Here is a 15,325-nt window from a genome sequence, read left to right as displayed (position 1 = left end):
CTCGAACACGTCTTATTTCCTCGCCTGCAGTGCAATCCGCACTGCCAAACCGGCCAGCACGGTGCCCATCAGCCAGCGCTGGATCAGCAGCCAGCTGGGTCGGCTGCCGAGTACACCGGCAATCGAGCCGGCCGCCAGCGTGACCATCGAGTTGACCGTAATGCTGACGATAATCTGGATTGCGCCCAGCACCAGCGACTGCACCAGGATGCTGGCGCCGTTCGGATCGATAAACTGCGGCAACAGCGCCAGATAGAGCAAGGCGACCTTGGGGTTGAGCAGATTGGTGAACAAGCCCATCAAAAACAGCTTGCGGTTGCTGTCGGCGGGCAGGTCGCGTACCGCGAACGGCGAGCGGCCGCCGGGTTTAACCGCTTGCCAGGCCAGGTAGAGCAGATAGGCGGCGCCGCCGAAACGCAGAATATCGTAGGCCAGCGGCACCGCAAACAAGAGGGCGGTGATGCCGAAAGCGGCGCATAGCATGTAAAAGACAAAACCGGTGGCGACGCCGGCCAGCGACACGAAGCCAGCCCTGGGGCCTTGGCAGATCGAGCGTGAGATCAGATAAATCATGTTCGGGCCGGGTGTCAGCACCATGCCGAAGGCGACCAGCGCAAAACCCAGCAGTAAATTAAGATTCGGCATGAATGTTCCCAAAGCGATTGCAGAAGATGGTTGGTAAACCCGGGCCAGCGTAGCCTGCGTATTTTGCGGTAAAACCGCCAGATCCGCATAGCTATTTGTGCGCGCTTGACAGGGGATCGCTCCGCTCCTAGGCTTTTGGCTAAGTGACTTTGGGTGGCCTGGTCTGGCCCCGCCAATCTCGATTTGTACGCAAGACGGTTTTTGAAAAGGACGCAATAGATGAAGTTATTACGAGTAGGCCCCAAAGGCCAGGAAAAACCAGCCATGCTGGACACCAACGGCATGCTGCGTGATTTGTCCGGCGTGATCCGGGACATCACGGCGCAACAGTTGACGCCTGCAGGGCTGGCAAAGTTACGTGAAATCGACCCCGCCAGCCTGCCGCAAATCAGCTCTCCAGGCCGCATCGGCACCCCATTCACGGGTTTGGGAAAATTCATGTGCGTCGGTTTGAATTACAGCGACCACGCTGCCGAATCCGGTTTGCCGGTACCGCCGGAGCCGGTGCTGTTCAATAAATGGAATAGCTGTTTCGGCGGCCCTAACGATCCAGTGGTGATGCCGAAGAATTCCGTCAAGACCGATTGGGAAGTGGAACTGGGCGTGGTAATCGGCAGCAAGGCGCGTTATGTGGCGCTGGATCAGGCTTTGTCGCACGTCGCCGGTTATTGCGTGATTAACGACGTCTCCGAGCGCGAATACCAGATCGAACGCGCTGGCACCTGGGACAAGGGCAAGGGTTGCGACACCTTCGGTCCGGTCGGTCCGTGGCTGGTCACTGCCGACGAAGTGGCGGATCCGCAAAATCTTTCGATGTGGCTGGAAGTTAACGGCAAGCGCTTCCAGAACGGCAGCACCAAGACCATGATTTTCAATGTCGCTTTCCTGATCCATTACATCAGCCAGTTCGCCACCTTGTACCCGGGCGACATCATTTCGACCGGCACTCCGCCTGGCGTCGGCATGGGGCAAAAGCCGCCGCTTTATCTCAAGCACGGCGACGTGATAAGACTCGGTATCGACGGCCTTGGAGAACAGCAGCAGACCGTTCACGAATGGGATGAGAGCTTGCTGGATTAAGCGGTTGCCAGTTCGGCTGCCAGTTTTGATTTGTGCCTGGAGCGCACAAGTGTTGTTCTGATTTCCTGGATTGTGTTGGTTGCCGGAATTAATAATAATGAACGGCAATCAGTGTTTGACTCGATTGACACCAATTACCGAGGCAAAACCATGAAATCAGAAGACATCAGCCATCTGCTGACACGCGAACACACCCACAACATCATCTATCTGGCAGAGGATCAGACGATCTCAATTCAGAAAACCTTGAAACAGGGCGAGAGAATCAAGTGCCTGAGCGGCTTGTTATGGATTACCGCGGCAGATTTCAAAGGAGATATTTTCTTGAATGAAAATAAGGATGTTGAAATGCATGGCGCAAAACGCATCGTGATCACCGCTTTAAAGGCTTCCAGTTTTACCTATGAGCAGACGCTGGCGTAATCAATGACATAATATTTGACATTGCTCGCCGCTGTGGCCGAGCGTCTTGGCCTGATCATGGCCGCGGAGAATGTCAATGTCTTTCGATGTCGATCTGTTTGTGATCGGAGCCGGTTCCGGCGGTGTGCGCGCTGCGCGTTTTTCTGCCGGCTTCGGCGCTCGCGTGGCGGTGGCGGAAAGCCGCTATCTGGGCGGCACCTGTGTCAATGTCGGCTGTGTGCCGAAAAAATTCCTGGTCTACGGCGCCCATTTCAGCGAGGACTTCGAGCAGGCTTCCAGTTTCGGCTGGAGCGCAGGCAAGCCGCAATTCGACTGGCCCACGCTGATCGCCAACAAGAACCGCGAGATTCACCGGCTCAACGAAGTCTATCGCGGCTTGTTGCTCAACAGCGGCGTCACCTTGCATGAGGGGCACGCCAGGCTGCTGGATAAACACACGGTCGAGGTCAACGGCCAGCGCATACGGGCAGCCAACATCCTGCTTGCCACCGGCAGCTGGCCGCAAGTGCCGGATATCCCGGGCAAGGAATTTGCCACTACCTCCAATGAAGCCTTCTTTCTGAAACAATTGCCGCGCCGCGTGCTGGTGATCGGCGGCGGTTACATCGCGGTCGAATTCGCTTCGATTTTTCATGGTCTGGGAGCGCAGACCAGCTTGCTGTATCGCGGCGATCTGTTCTTGCGCGGTTTCGATCATGGTGTACGCCAGCATTTGAATGACGAATTCCTGAAGAAGGGTGTGGACCTGCAATTCAATGCCGACATCGCCAGCATCAGCAAGCTGGCCGACGGCAGTTTGAAGGTGAGCTTGAAGGATGGCCGTGTGCTCGACACCGATTGCGTGTTCTACGCCACCGGCCGGCGGCCGATGCTGGACGATCTGGGTCTTGAAAATGTCGAGGTGGCGCTGGACGCCAAGGGTTTTATCAAGGTTGACCAGGAATACCGCAGCTCGGAACCAAGCATCCTGGCATTGGGCGACGTTATCGGCAAGGTGCAACTCACGCCGGTGGCGCTGGCCGAGGGCATGGCCGTCGCGCGGCGTTTGTTCCGCCCCGAGGAATATCGTCCGGTGGATTATCAGTTGATTCCGACGGCAGTGTTCAGCTTGCCCAACATCGGCACGGTCGGATTGACGGAAGAACAGGCGCAGAAGGCCGGACATCAGCTGAAAATCTTTGAAACCCGGTTTCGGCCGATGAAGCTGAGCCTGGGCGACTACCATGAAAAAACCATGATGAAATTGATAGTCGACGCCGCCAGCGACAAGGTGCTCGGCTGCCATATGGTGGGGCCGGACGCCGGGGAAATCATCCAGGGCATCGCCGTGGCCTTGCGCGCCGGCGCCACCAAGCGCGTGTTTGACGACACCATCGGCATACATCCGACCTCGGCCGAAGAATTTGTTACGCTGAGAACGCCACGCCCGGATTGACAAACTGACGCCAACAACGGGACGTCTGCTGCTAATATGGCAAGCTGTGAAATCAGATCAGCGCAGATCAGCGCACACGCAGCCATGAACGAAAATGAAAAAAAACCGGAATTGACAGAAGATGATGCGGCAGGTTTCACACGGCGGCGCTTTCTCGGCAGCGTAGTTGCAGTGGGCGCCAGTCTGGCTTTGTCCGACTGCGCCAGCGACGGCAACCAGCAAATCGCCGACGCCACTCAGGAAAAACTGCTGGACCAGCAACTGCAAACGGCCATCAAGCATGTGGTGGTGATCTACGCCGAGAATCGCAGTTTCAATAACTTGTACGGTAATTTCCCCGGCGTGCAAAAGCCGCTATCGCAAGAGCTGCAAGCGCGCTACACGCAACTGGACCGCGACGGTAAAACACCGCTGGCGCAACTACCCAAGATCTGGGGCGGTCTGGTGCCGCAGGCGCAACAGGTTGATGGTCAACGTTATGTGATTGCCGAGGACCAGATTACAGGCTTGCCCAACGTCCCGTTCAAATTAAGCGACCAGCATGGCAAACTCTTGCCGCAGGGCGTGATCACGCGTGATTTGTGGCACAGGTTTTATCAAAACCAGATGCAGATCAATGGCGGCAAAAATGATCAGTTCGTGGCCTGGGCCGATTCCGGTGCGCTCACCATGGGACATTACAGTGAAACCGCCAGCAAACTGCGCTTGTGGAAACTGGCCGAGCAATACACCTTGTGCGACAATTTTTTCATGTCGGCTTTCGGCGGCTCCTATCTCAACCATATCTTCCTGATTTCCGGGCAGACGCCGTACTATCCCGACGTCCACAACAGCCCGGCGCGGCACAATGTGTCGACCGTGGAGGGCGATGACCCCAAGGGCACGCGCCTGAAACTGGATGACAAGAATCCAGCCTCGGCCATCGACGGCCCGCCCAAATTCCTGCGCGATCGCGCCCTGACGCCGGACGGCTATGCCGTCAATACCATGGCGCCGCCGTACCAACCCAGTTTCGTCAAACCGGTGAAAGGCGGCGATGCGGCTTACGCCAATGCCGACGATCCAATGGTGTTGCCGCCGCAAACCTACGCAACCATCGGCGATCGTTTGTCGGAAAAAGGCGTCAGCTGGGCCTGGTATTCCGGCGCCTGGCAAGCGGCACTGGATGGCAAGGCCAATGATGATGCGGTGCCGAATTTTCAATATCATCACCAGCCTTTCAATTACTTCAAAAGTTTTGCGCCCGGCACGGCGTTGCGCGAAACGCATTTAAAAGATGCCGGGCTGGGTGACGATCCTGCCACCAACAAATTCCTGACGGAAATCGACGCCGGGCGTTTGCCGCAGGTCAGCTTCTACAAACCGCAAGGCAATCTGAACCTGCACGCCGGTTATGCCGACGTTGAATCCGGCGATCGTCACATCGCCAACGTCATCGCGCATCTGCAGCGCGGACCGCAATGGCAGCACATGATGGTGATCATCACTCACGATGAAAACGGCGGCTGGTGGGACCATGTGGCGCCGCCAAAAGGCGATCGCTGGGGGCCGGGTTCACGGATTCCGGCAACTGTCATTTCGCCATATGCAAAGAAGGGCTTTGTCGATCACACGGTGTACGACACCACTTCCATCATGCGTTTCATTACCCGCCTGCACGGCTTGCGCAAGCTGGATGCCTTGATCGCACGTGATCAGGCGTTCCGCGAAAATCGGCAAACGCCGCTAGGGGATTTGACCAATACCTTGAATTTGGCATAGGTCGCTGGCCGGAAGTGCATGAGGTGAGTGAAATTCGTTTGCCTTGAAACTTGCTAGACGGGGTGATAGCTCAGCCCCATGTGGTCGGCAATGCTCCTGAGCCGTTTGTCTCGGGTCCACAAACGAACAACATGGATGGCTGAGCTGGCGAGCAGATGCGTATCGATATAACCTATGCCTCGGCCCATCAGGCGTTGTTGATCGATGAAGAACAAGGTCTCGTCAATGCTTGCCACAGGCAATTGCGGCAGCGCTTGCAGCAAACCAGGGCTTGAGCTCGGGCAAGAGAATGATCACGGCGAAATTGAAGAAGCCCTCGACTAAAACCCGGTCCTGCACCATGCGCGATGTGCTTTAATTGCCGAACATAAATGCAATTGCCAAAGGCCAGCCATGAACACGTTGACGACTCCAGCCGACACCGAATTCAATCAGACACGCCAGGAAATCCAGCGCGTATTCGATGCTCAGAGAGCCACGGCTCTGCGCTTGCGGCAATCAAGCAAAGCCGAGCGTCTGCTGAAAATCAGGAAATTGAAGATTGCGCTGCTGGCCCATAGGGATGAGGTGATTGCCGCCGGTTTCGCCGATTTCGGCAAACCTGCCGCCGAAGTTGAACTGACCGAAATTCTGCCGGTGATCGCCGAAGCCAACGACGCCATCCGCAAGCTGGGCGGCTGGATGAAACCGAAAAAAGTCTGGCCTTCGCGCATGATGATCGGCACTTCGGCTTATACCCAGTACGAGCCGAAGGGTCGCGTGCTGATCGTGGCGCCGTGGAATTATCCGGTGAACCTGAGCCTGGGGCCGCTGGTGTCGGCACTGGCGGCGGGCAATACGGTGATCATCAAGCCGTCGGAAATGACGCCGCATGCTTCAGCCGTGATCGGCAAAATCATCCGTTCGGCATTTGGCGAAGATGAAGTGGCGATGTTCGAGGGCGATGCGCCGGTCGCGCAGGCGCTGCTTGACCTGCCTTTCGATCACATCTTCTTCACCGGTTCGCCGGCTGTCGGCAAAATCGTCATGGCTGCGGCGGCCAGGCATCTGACCAGCGTCACGCTGGAGCTGGGCGGCAAATCGCCAACCATTGTCGACGAGACGGCGGATCTGCAAGCTGCGGCGCAAAATATCCTGTGGGCCAAGTTCACCAACAATGGCCAGACCTGCATTGCCCCGGATCACATCTATGTCCACGCCAGCGTCAAAGAGGCTTTTCTGGGGCACTGTGTGGCGGCGCTGGAGAGCGCCTATGGCAAGGGGCCGCAGCAAATCGATAGCAGCAGCCTGGCGCGTATCGTCAATCAGCGCCATACCGCGCGCGTCAAAACCCTGCTGGATGACGCCACGGCGCGCGGTGCGCGAATCGTCACCGGCGGTGTGGTCGATGAGGCCCAGCGTTACATCGCGCCAACCCTGTTGGACAGCATTCCGGACGACGCCAGCATCATGCACGAAGAAATTTTCGGGCCGCTGCTGCCGATTATCAGCTATGAGCAGCTGGATACGGTGATTGCGCGCATCAATGCCGAGCCTAAGCCGCTAGCTCTGTATGTATGGAGCCGCAAGCAGGAAAATATCGCCAAGGTGATGCAGCAGACCAGCTCGGGCGGCGCTTGCATCAATCATTGCGTGGTGCAGTTTTTGCACGGCAATCTGCCGTTCGGAGGGGTTAACAATTCCGGCATCGGCAGCGCTCACGGCCATCACGGCTTCCTGGCGTTTTCGCATGAGAGGGCGGTGGTGCGCAATCGCATCATGCTGGCCAAAATGTTCTTCCCACCCTATACCGGTTTGACGCGCAAACTGATTGCCCTGTTCATCAAGACGGTATGAAGTTTTGCCGTTCGCTGATAGCGGGCGTCGGTGGTGAATCGATGGCTGCGGCACAATCGACTGCCAGGGAAGCATTCGCTTCTAAAGCCGCACTTTAGGCCGGGCAACGGTAATCCCTTGCATCGAAAAGAGCGCACAATACCTGTATCGCTCGATCTCATCGAATACGATGGCAATAGGTGGTGAATCCTGGCAGGAGTTTATCGTGTACAAGAAAATCATGGTCGCCTACGACGGTACGCCGGAGAGTGAATCCGCTCTGCACGAATGTATTCAGCTTAACCCGCCTGCTTCGACGGAGATCCATCTGCTGGCGGTGATTCAGCTTTCTCCGCATGGCATGGCGGGCGGCTACGCGCCTGAGATTGAGTTCGCCTGCAAGCGCCAAGTCATGGAGCAGGAACTGGCGCGGGGGCGGGCGCTGATGGCGGCGGCTGGACTGAACGTGGTGCCTCATCTGCAAATGGGCGAGCCGGTCGACGTCATCGGTGTGCTGGCGGATGTATTGGGGATCGACCTGATTATCGTCGGCCATTCACGCCGCAAGACATTTGCCATGCGCTGGTGGCGGGGTTCCATGGATGCGTTGCTGATCGAGCGGGTGAAAGCCAGTATTCTGGTTGCTGTTCGTCCTTGAATAGCGATTGTTTCCGTTTGCCGGACCTGTAACTGAAGCGCTTCAAGTTTTACGTCGGAATTTCAGGAAATCATCGACGATAGGCACGATCGCCAGGCACATCAAGGTGGCTGCAAGAAAAGCAGTGGCGATGAAGCCTATATGTTTGAAGCCCATCGCGCCGATCAGGCCGCCGCTGAAAAACAGCGTAACCAGAGTGCTCAGCAGCCGTAATTTGTCGCGGTCGGCGATCACGTCTGGCTGCCGGTGCTGTGCTTCCAGCCGATTCCAATAGACCAGCTTGCCGAGTTCAATGCCGATGTCGGTGACCATGCCGGTAATATGGGTGGTGCGGATTTCAGCTTTGGAGATCTTGGTGATGATGGCGTTTTGCAAGCCCATGATGTAGCACAGCAGTATCACGGTCATCGGCACGAACAGCCATTTGTGACCTTCCAGATTGCCGCCCAGCAGACCAAACACCAGCAGCAGAGCCGCCTCCAGCATCAATGGCAAGGCAAATTCCGCGTGCAGATTTTGCCGCCGTCCCCAGTTGATCAGCAGCGCCGAAGTCATCGCGCCGGCCAGGAACGACAGCAGGCAAGCCAGGCCGGCCAGCATCAGCCCTAGCGATCCGAGCGCAAGATTGTCTGCCATCGACGAAACGATGCCGGACATGTGAGAAGTGTATTGCCCAACCGCCAGAAAGCCGCCGGCATTGATCGCGCCTGCGATGAAAGACAGGAAAAAGGCCAGATGGCGGTTTGCCTGCTGGCTGCGCTCTTTGCCAGTCAATTTTCTCAAATAGGGGATAGGCATCTATTGCATTTCTTTCGGCCATACGAGCATACGATATTACGCTGCCGCATCTGATTGCGTAGATTAAAAAATCGTAAAAATTGTTTATTTCCAATAAAATCGACTAAAACAATTATTTATCGGACACGTCGTTTAGAAGTATGCTGAAGCTATGGAAATCGAATTAAAACTGTTGCTGGATCCAGCCGACGTGGCCAGCTTCCGGCGCCATCCCTTGTTAAAACACTATGCGATCAGCAAGCCGCAATCGCGGCAGTTGACCAGCATTTACTTTGATACGTCCGATCTGTATCTGCAGCAAAACCACACTGCTTTGCGGGTGCGCAAAGTAGGGCTGCGCTGGGTCCAGACTTGCAAAAGCGGCGGCCAGGCGGCGGCCGGTTTGCATCAGCGGCCAGAGTGGGAGTCGGATATCAGCGCAGCGGCGCCTGATTTGCCGGCCTTGCGGAAACTGCTGGAGCCTGGCTCGCGAGTGGCCGGCATGTTCTCGGCGCCAGGCCTGGCCCAGCGTTTGCGGCCGATATTCACTACACAATTCCGCCGCACCATCTGGTTACTTCGCTCGCAGACTGGCGACGAAGTAGAGCTGGCCCTGGATCAGGGCGAAATCCGTTACGGCGACAAGAGCGTTCCGATCAGCGAGATCGAGCTGGAGCTTAAATCCGGTGCGGCGGCGAGTTTGTTCGAGCTGGCGCTAGCGTTGCAACAGACTCTGCCGTTACGCGCCGCCAACATCAGCAAGGCCGAACGCGGTTACGCCATGTACGCGCCGCAAGCGCCGCTGGTAGCCAAGGCACAGCCAGTCAAGTTATCACCGCAGCTGTCGCTGGAGCAAGGATTCCAGGCATTGCTCGGCAACTGCCTGGCGCAGATACAAGGCAATGAAGACGGGCTGCTGCATGGCGCCGATCCGGAACACGTGCATCAGATGCGAGTCGGTCTGCGGCGCTTGTACGCCACGCTGAGCCTGTTTAAAAAAACGATTTCGACGCCGCCGGAAATATCGGAGCGGCTAGCCTGGCTGGCAGCTACTCTGGGGCCTGCCCGCGATTGGGAAGTACTGGCGGTGGCGACGCTGGCCGATGTCGTACGGCGCTGCCCGGATGAGCGGCAACTGGATAGCTTGCGCCAGCTTAGTCTCAGCGAAGCCGGCAGGCGTCGCCATGCCGCCGCGACTGCGGTGAACTCGCGCGCTTACACCCGTTTGTTATTGTTGCTTGGAAGCTGGATCGAGGGACGTCGCTGGCGTGAAGAGCTAAATGCAGAGCAGATAGCGGCATTGTCCGCGCCCTTGAAGAAATTCGCAGTCAAGAAACTTGACGGTTTGCAGAAAAATCTATTGAAGCGCGGCAACCGGATCAAACAGCAGAATGCCGCCAGACGGCATAAGGTAAGAATCGCCGCCAAGAAGCTGCGTTACGCCAGCGAATTTTTTTCTGCCTATTTTCCGCTTGCCTCCAGTAATGCTTATGTGACGGCGCTAAGCCATCTGCAAGATGGCTTAGGCGTCGCCAACGATCGTAATGTGGCCGCTCAGCTGCTGCAGCAGATCGCCGACCAGCATCCCGAGCTGGCAGAATCTTGCCGCCTGGCTGTCAAGCTATTGGATTCTGGCCGAAAACACAACAAACCTAAAATCAGCCGCCTTTGGCAAAAATTCGTCGCACTAAAGCCGCCTGCGCCGCTACATTCATCCCGATAGTTTGGTCCTCAGGCCTATTTGGTGCAAAATACGCTCGCCGCGCTCTTCCTGTAACATCGTGGATGAAGGCGAGCGCGGCAAGAATCACCGGAGTGAAATCATGACCTACGAAGAATACCTGGACGAAGTCACCACCTTGATGGTGGAGTTATACGATCTGAAAGATGAGGCCGCGATCAAATACGTGATGCGCGCGCAAGCTGCGGATTTTTTTACCTTGCATGACGACGATCCTGTCATGCGTACGTTAGAGCGCGCGCGCGAAGACGCCAAGACGATTTACGAACAGCGCAACAAGTCGCGCCCTGAACTGTATCGCAAGTAAGTGAGGCAAAACAAGTCAGGCTTAAGGCGGTTACAATGGCCGCCCGCAGGTTTTATCGCAGTTTTATCGTCTACGAATTTCATACATGACCGAATCAATCCGCCTTGCGAAACATCTCGCCAACCTGGTTTCCTGCTCCCGCAGTGAAGCCGAACAATATATAGAGGGCGGCTGGGTCAAGGTCGATGGCGAGGTGGTGGAGGAACCGGGTTTGCGCATCAGCGCGCAGCAACAGGTCGAATTGATGGCTGGCGCCACGCTGGAGCCGCAAGATCCGGTGACTATCCTGTTCCATAAACCGGCTGGCCTCGATCTGTTCGCTGGCCCGGAGTTGAGCGAACTGGCCTCGCATCTGATCATGCCAGACAAACGCGCTGCCGATGACCGGGCCCAATTGCGTTTTCTGAAGCGTCATCTGCTCAATCTGAATTTGATCGAACCGTTGGAAACGCAAGCCAGCGGCTTATTGGTGTTTACCCAGGACTGGCGGGTAACCCGCAAGCTGGTTGACGACGCTGCCAAGATTGAACATGAATTTATTGTCGAAGTCGCTGGCGACATCATTCCTGACGGCCTTAAGCTGCTGAATCACGGTTTGAGTTTCAACCGCAAGCCGCTGCCGCCGATCAAGGTCAGCTGGCAAAACGAAACCCGCCTGCGTTTCGCCCTCAAGGCGCCGTCGCGCGGCTTGATCGTGCATATGTGCGATCAAGTCGGGTTGCAAGTGGTGGCCAACAAGCGGATTCGTATCGGCCGCCTGCCGATGGCTGGCCTGGCGGTCGGCGAATGGCGTTATCTGCTGGGTTACGAACGGTTCTGAGCGAGTTCCCGTGTTGGCGCCCGGGCGTCTGTCAGCCTTGACAGGCCGCGGCTGTCGCAGGATTCGCCTTGAATGCCATGAGATTGGCGGCAATACCGTTGACCGCATCCGCCACCGTGCGTTGCACGCCGAGCACCAGCGCATCGATACCCGGGGCCACCGCTTCTGTGACGCTTAACTGGCAAGCACTGCTGCGGCTGCTGCCGGAGCGGCTGATGGTCCAACCGTAGGTGGCTTGCACCTGTTGGCCCGGCACTGCGTCAAATTGGCGCAACTCGATGGCAATCCGATACACCGGCTGATCAGTCGGCCGGCCATTGCGGCTGACGTCGGTAGCGCCCAGGCGATTGGCGATGCCATTGGCCAATGCATCCCGTAATTCATTGTTGAACGACGATGACCAGCGTTCCTGTTCCAGAATATCCACCCGAGCGCTGGAGGCGCTGCCGGCGCTCCTCACCACCAGTTGCGGCCGCACCAGGCGTTCCGGCATGGCTATCGGCACTACTTCAATAAATATCCGTGCATCCTGGGCAGCCGGCGCGCTAGTCGTTGGCAGTGGCGCCGACAGCGTATAAAAGTGTGTCGGCGCGGAAGCGCAACCGGCCAACAGTAGTGCAGCGGCGATGCCGCAGAAACGCGTTGATTTTGACGATGTGGTCGCATGCATTATTTGTTTTCCTCTTGCTTGCCACGGATCAGTGCTTCCGGATGGCGTTCCAGGTAATCGGTCAAGACCCGCACCGAAGCTGCCGAGCGCGTCAGTTCCTGCAGCGTTGCGCGGATGTCTTGTTGCAACGGCGCATTGTCGGACAGGGTGCGGTTGGCGTTGTCCAGGGTGGTGCGCACGTCTTTCATGGCCGCCTTGATTTCCGGCGCAACATCGTTATTCAGGCTCTTGGTCAGTTGCTCGGCATTGAGCAGCGTGCGGTTCAAGGTGCCCAGCGTCTTTTGCAAATCGGCGGCAATCTGGTCGAACGGCACCTTGCTCAGCTTCTTGGCGATTTCAGCGATCTGCGACTGGATTTCATCCAGGCTGTTAGGGATGGTCGGCAGCTCGATGATGGTAGCCGAGGTATCGATAGTGACCGGCGGCGCTTTCGGGAAGAAGTCGAGCGCGATATACAACTGGCCGGTCAGCAGGTTGCCGGTGCGCAGTTGCGCCCGCAAGCCGCGGCTGACCATGTATTGCAGGCGCTGCTTGGCGGTGTAGCTGGAATGTTTTTCATCTTCGGCATACTTGCGCCCCAGCCGTTCCGGATAAATCTGCACCGCGACCGGCATGTTGAATTCGCGGCGTTTGGCGTCGTATTCGATGCCTATCGATTTGACTTCACCCAGCACCACGCCACGGAAATCGATGGTGGTGCCCGGCGTCAAGCCGCGCAGCGACTGGTTGAAATACAGCACCACGGTTTCCGACGGGCCGTCCGGTTCCTTCAAGGCGGCTTCTTCATCTGCCGCCAGGTTGAAGGTGGTGTTTTCCTTGGCGGTGATGCCCAGCTCGTCATCCGGCGACTGGAAGGCGATACCGCCCAAAACCACGGTCGCCAGCGATTGCGTGCGCAGCTTGAAGCCGCTGGCGTTGATTTGCATATCGAAGCCGCTGGCATGCCAGAAGCGGGTGTTGACGCCGATGAATTTGTCGTAAGGCGTATCGATGAAAATCCGCAGCGTGACGCCTTTGCCATCGGGGTCCAGATCGAAAGCGGCCAGCTGGCCGACCTTGATGCGGCGGAAATAGATTGGCGAGCCGATATCCAGCGAGCCGATGTCGGTGGAATGCAGCAGGTATTGCTTGCCAGAGGCGCCCAGGCTGACAATCGGCTGTACTTCCAGCCCGGTAAACGTGTCCTTGGTATCCTTGGCGGCGCCGGCGTCGGCGCCGATATACGCGCCCGACAGCAAGGTTCCCAAACCCGATATGCCGGAGGCCGCCACCCGTGGCCGCACCACCCAGAAGCGGGTATCGGCGGCGGTGAAGCTTTCGGCTTCTTTCGACAGTTGCACATCGGCCAGGATGTGCGAACGGTCTTTGCTCAGGCGGATGGTATGCACCAGGCCGATGTCGACATCCTTGTATTTGACCTTGGTTTTTCCTGCTTCCAGGCCTTCAGCGGTGCGGAACGAGATGGTGATGGATGGCCCGCGTTCGGCCAGGATCTTGACCACCAGCGTCAAGCCGACCACCGCGGCGACAATCGGAATCAGCCATATCAGCGATGGCAGCCAGTCGCGTTTGCGGCTGAGCTTGGGTTCCGGTAATGGCGGCAATGCGGGGGGTGAAGCTGGGGGCAGGGCGTTTTCATCACTCATTGTGCGCTTTCACTTTTGTTCACTTGCTTGCTTTGATTCTTATCGAATGCTGGTTCGCCGCCGTCCCAGCTCAGGCGCGGATCGAAGCTGAGCGCGGCCAGCATGGTCAATACCACCACCGAGGCAAACGCCAGCACGCCGAAGCCGGCGGTGATCCTGGCGAATCCTTCAATCTGCACCAGGCCAGCCAGCAGCGACACCACGAACACGTCCAGCATCGACCAGCGGCCGATGATTTCCACCAGGCGATACAGTTTGGCGCGTTGCAGGCTGCGCCAGCGGCTGCGTTTTTGTGCAGTCCAGGTCAGCAGGATCAGCGACGCCAGTTTAAACAAGGGCACCAGAAAACTGGCAATGAAGATGATCGCCGCCAACTCCCAGGCGCCGGACACCCAGAAATAGATCACGCCGCTCATGATCGTATCTTCTTGCACGCCAAGCAGGGTTTTTGTGATCATCACCGGCATCAGGTTGGCGGGGATGTACATGATGCAGGCAGCGATCAGGAAAGCCCAGCTGCGCTTGATACTATCCGGCTTGCGCTGGTGCAGCGTAGTGCCGCAACGCTGGCAGTCTTCGTGCTCCTGCACATCGCGCCAGACGGTGCCGCAATGATGGCAGGACAGCATGCCGAGGCCGGCCGCGGTTTGCACCGCCAGGTCCTCGTTTTCATCGGCAGCGGCAGCGGCGATGGGCGCGCTGCCGGTACCGGCGTTGGCGTCGATGCTCATGCGGAACCTTCCTTGTTTGCTTCCGCATACGCCATTTGCCAGAAATGCCGGGGATCGAAAGAAACTACCGCAGTCAGCAATACGGTCAGCACCCCGAACGCCCACAGGGCTACGCCCGGAATCACGGTCGCCATATTCGATAATTTGACTACCGCCACCAGCACCCCCAGCAGGAACACTTCGATCATGCCCCACGGGCGCATGCTTTGCATGGCCCGCACCAGCCAGCTGAAACCGGCCGGCCGGCGCTGTTTTGCCAGCGACACCAGCAGGTAAAACAGAAACAGCAATTGCAGCAGTGGAAACAGAATGGTGGTGGCCAGCACCAGCAAAGCCACCAGCGACATGCCTTCGGTGGTCAGTGACAATACGGCGCCGAACAGGGTGGTGCGGCTGCTCAAGCCCTGCAGTTCGATCTCGACGATGGGAAAGCTGTTGGCAATCATGAACATGATCAGGCTGGCAACAGTCAGCGGCAGGATCCGCTCACGCTGGCGGCCGGCGTTGCGCTCCAGCTCGGTGCCGCAACGCGGGCAGTGGGCGATCTCCCCTCGGCGCAGCTGCACCTTGCGATACAGGGCGTCGCATCCTTCGCAGGCAATCAGGTCGGAGACTTCGCGCATGTGCATTTAAAAAATCGAGAAGATGAGATTCTAACAATAATCCGCCGCATGGCTGGCAGATAGTTGAAATCGCGCTGACCCTACCCATATATCAGAGCAAATACCAGAGTAAATACCAGGGTAAAGCACAGTTACATGACGCAGTTGCATAAGCGTTATACGTGTTTTTTCGAATACTCGTAAAATGATGCCT

General features: G+C 57.4%; 14 protein-coding genes and 1 pseudogene. 9 read left to right on the top strand and 6 right to left on the bottom strand.

Going from position 1 to position 15,325, the window contains the following annotated elements; translation table 11 throughout:
- Positions 1-12: 12 nt before the first annotated feature.
- Positions 13-645 carry a LysE family translocator gene (locus VNZ60_RS17595; protein WP_325661374.1) on the bottom strand — a complete coding sequence of 211 codons (633 nt, stop codon included), beginning with the start codon at positions 643-645 and terminating at the stop codon, positions 13-15.
- 219 nt (positions 646-864) lie between these two features.
- Here VNZ60_RS17595 and VNZ60_RS17590 point away from each other — a divergent pair, with 219 nt between their 5' ends.
- The 6 genes from VNZ60_RS17590 to VNZ60_RS17565 all read left to right on the top strand — a co-directional run bounded on the left by VNZ60_RS17590 (position 865) and on the right by VNZ60_RS17565 (position 7,817).
- Positions 865-1,725, top strand: coding sequence for a fumarylacetoacetate hydrolase family protein (locus VNZ60_RS17590; RefSeq protein ID WP_325661373.1), 861 nt, complete (start codon positions 865-867; stop codon positions 1,723-1,725).
- A 150-nt stretch (positions 1,726-1,875) separates the two neighbouring features.
- Positions 1,876-2,148, top strand: a complete 273-nt coding sequence (locus tag VNZ60_RS17585; RefSeq protein WP_325661372.1) for a DUF2917 domain-containing protein — start codon at positions 1,876-1,878, stop codon at positions 2,146-2,148.
- A gap of 76 nt (positions 2,149-2,224) precedes the next feature.
- Positions 2,225-3,583 (top strand): glutathione-disulfide reductase, encoded by a 1,359-nt coding sequence (gene gorA, locus VNZ60_RS17580; protein WP_325661370.1) that lies wholly within the window; start codon positions 2,225-2,227, stop codon positions 3,581-3,583.
- 84 nt (positions 3,584-3,667) lie between these two features.
- Positions 3,668-5,344: an acid phosphatase gene (locus VNZ60_RS17575; protein ID WP_325661368.1), complete on the top strand. Its 1,677-nt coding sequence runs from the start codon at positions 3,668-3,670 to the stop codon at positions 5,342-5,344.
- 393 nt (positions 5,345-5,737) lie between these two features.
- Entirely contained in the window at positions 5,738-7,180 is a 1,443-nt protein-coding gene (locus tag VNZ60_RS17570) for an aldehyde dehydrogenase family protein (RefSeq protein ID WP_325661366.1), read from the top strand.
- A 205-nt stretch (positions 7,181-7,385) separates the two neighbouring features.
- Positions 7,386-7,817, top strand: coding sequence for a universal stress protein (locus tag VNZ60_RS17565; protein ID WP_325661364.1), 432 nt, complete (start codon positions 7,386-7,388; stop codon positions 7,815-7,817).
- 69 nt (positions 7,818-7,886) lie between these two features.
- On the opposite strand, the pseudogene VNZ60_RS17560 reads toward VNZ60_RS17565, so the two are convergent.
- Positions 7,887-8,615: pseudogene (locus tag VNZ60_RS17560) on the bottom strand (YoaK family protein); the annotation flags it as partial.
- Between the two features lie 151 nt (positions 8,616-8,766).
- On the opposite strand from VNZ60_RS17560, the gene VNZ60_RS17555 reads away from it, so the two are divergent.
- The 3 genes from VNZ60_RS17555 to VNZ60_RS17545 all read left to right on the top strand — a co-directional run bounded on the left by VNZ60_RS17555 (position 8,767) and on the right by VNZ60_RS17545 (position 11,462).
- Positions 8,767-10,317: a CYTH and CHAD domain-containing protein gene (locus VNZ60_RS17555; protein ID WP_325661362.1), complete on the top strand. Its 1,551-nt coding sequence runs from the start codon at positions 8,767-8,769 to the stop codon at positions 10,315-10,317.
- 100 nt (positions 10,318-10,417) lie between these two features.
- Complete coding sequence (locus VNZ60_RS17550) at positions 10,418-10,642, top strand: hypothetical protein (protein ID WP_325661360.1); 225 nt, start codon at positions 10,418-10,420, stop codon at positions 10,640-10,642.
- 85 nt (positions 10,643-10,727) lie between these two features.
- On the top strand, positions 10,728-11,462 hold the full coding sequence (locus VNZ60_RS17545) for an rRNA pseudouridine synthase (RefSeq protein ID WP_325661358.1): 735 nt from the start codon (positions 10,728-10,730) through the stop codon (positions 11,460-11,462).
- A 31-nt stretch (positions 11,463-11,493) separates the two neighbouring features.
- On the opposite strand, the gene VNZ60_RS17540 is transcribed toward VNZ60_RS17545, so the two are convergent.
- The 4 genes from VNZ60_RS17540 to VNZ60_RS17525 are packed head-to-tail and all read right to left on the bottom strand — an operon-like array spanning position 11,494 to position 15,132.
- Positions 11,494-12,132 carry a PqiC family protein gene (locus VNZ60_RS17540; RefSeq protein ID WP_325661357.1) on the bottom strand — a complete coding sequence of 213 codons (639 nt, stop codon included), beginning with the start codon at positions 12,130-12,132 and terminating at the stop codon, positions 11,494-11,496.
- Complete coding sequence (locus tag VNZ60_RS17535; protein ID WP_325661355.1) at positions 12,132-13,778, bottom strand: PqiB family protein; 1,647 nt, start codon at positions 13,776-13,778, stop codon at positions 12,132-12,134. The genes VNZ60_RS17540 and VNZ60_RS17535 overlap by 1 nt, the downstream gene beginning before the upstream one ends.
- Complete coding sequence (locus tag VNZ60_RS17530) at positions 13,775-14,509, bottom strand: paraquat-inducible protein A (protein WP_325661353.1); 735 nt, start codon at positions 14,507-14,509, stop codon at positions 13,775-13,777. Before VNZ60_RS17530 ends, VNZ60_RS17535 begins: the two co-directional genes overlap by 4 nt.
- Positions 14,506-15,132, bottom strand: coding sequence for a paraquat-inducible protein A (locus tag VNZ60_RS17525; RefSeq protein WP_325661451.1), 627 nt, complete (start codon positions 15,130-15,132; stop codon positions 14,506-14,508). Before VNZ60_RS17525 ends, VNZ60_RS17530 begins: the two co-directional genes overlap by 4 nt.
- Positions 15,133-15,325 lie beyond the last annotated feature (193 nt).

The organism is Collimonas sp., from assembly GCF_035566375.1.
GTDB lineage: Bacteria > Pseudomonadota > Gammaproteobacteria > Burkholderiales > Burkholderiaceae_D > Collimonas.
The sequence above is the reverse complement of the archived record's forward strand: the minus strand, read 5'-3'. Positions and strand labels throughout refer to the sequence as shown.

Coding starts and splice junctions, on each gene's coding strand:
- VNZ60_RS17595 (WP_325661374.1), bottom strand. CDS start 645: ATGCCGAATCTTAATTTACTGCTGGGTTTTGCGCTGGTCGCCTTCGGC.
- VNZ60_RS17590 (WP_325661373.1), top strand. CDS start 865: ATGAAGTTATTACGAGTAGGCCCCAAAGGCCAGGAAAAACCAGCCATG.
- VNZ60_RS17585 (WP_325661372.1), top strand. CDS start 1,876: ATGAAATCAGAAGACATCAGCCATCTGCTGACACGCGAACACACCCAC.
- gorA (WP_325661370.1), top strand. CDS start 2,225: ATGTCTTTCGATGTCGATCTGTTTGTGATCGGAGCCGGTTCCGGCGGT.
- VNZ60_RS17575 (WP_325661368.1), top strand. CDS start 3,668: ATGAACGAAAATGAAAAAAAACCGGAATTGACAGAAGATGATGCGGCA.
- VNZ60_RS17570 (WP_325661366.1), top strand. CDS start 5,738: ATGAACACGTTGACGACTCCAGCCGACACCGAATTCAATCAGACACGC.
- VNZ60_RS17555 (WP_325661362.1), top strand. CDS start 8,767: ATGGAAATCGAATTAAAACTGTTGCTGGATCCAGCCGACGTGGCCAGC.
- VNZ60_RS17550 (WP_325661360.1), top strand. CDS start 10,418: ATGACCTACGAAGAATACCTGGACGAAGTCACCACCTTGATGGTGGAG.
- VNZ60_RS17545 (WP_325661358.1), top strand. CDS start 10,728: ATGACCGAATCAATCCGCCTTGCGAAACATCTCGCCAACCTGGTTTCC.
- VNZ60_RS17540 (WP_325661357.1), bottom strand. CDS start 12,132: ATGCATGCGACCACATCGTCAAAATCAACGCGTTTCTGCGGCATCGCC.
- VNZ60_RS17535 (WP_325661355.1), bottom strand. CDS start 13,778: ATGAGTGATGAAAACGCCCTGCCCCCAGCTTCACCCCCCGCATTGCCG.
- VNZ60_RS17530 (WP_325661353.1), bottom strand. CDS start 14,509: ATGAGCATCGACGCCAACGCCGGTACCGGCAGCGCGCCCATCGCCGCT.
- VNZ60_RS17525 (WP_325661451.1), bottom strand. CDS start 15,132: ATGCGCGAAGTCTCCGACCTGATTGCCTGCGAAGGATGCGACGCCCTG.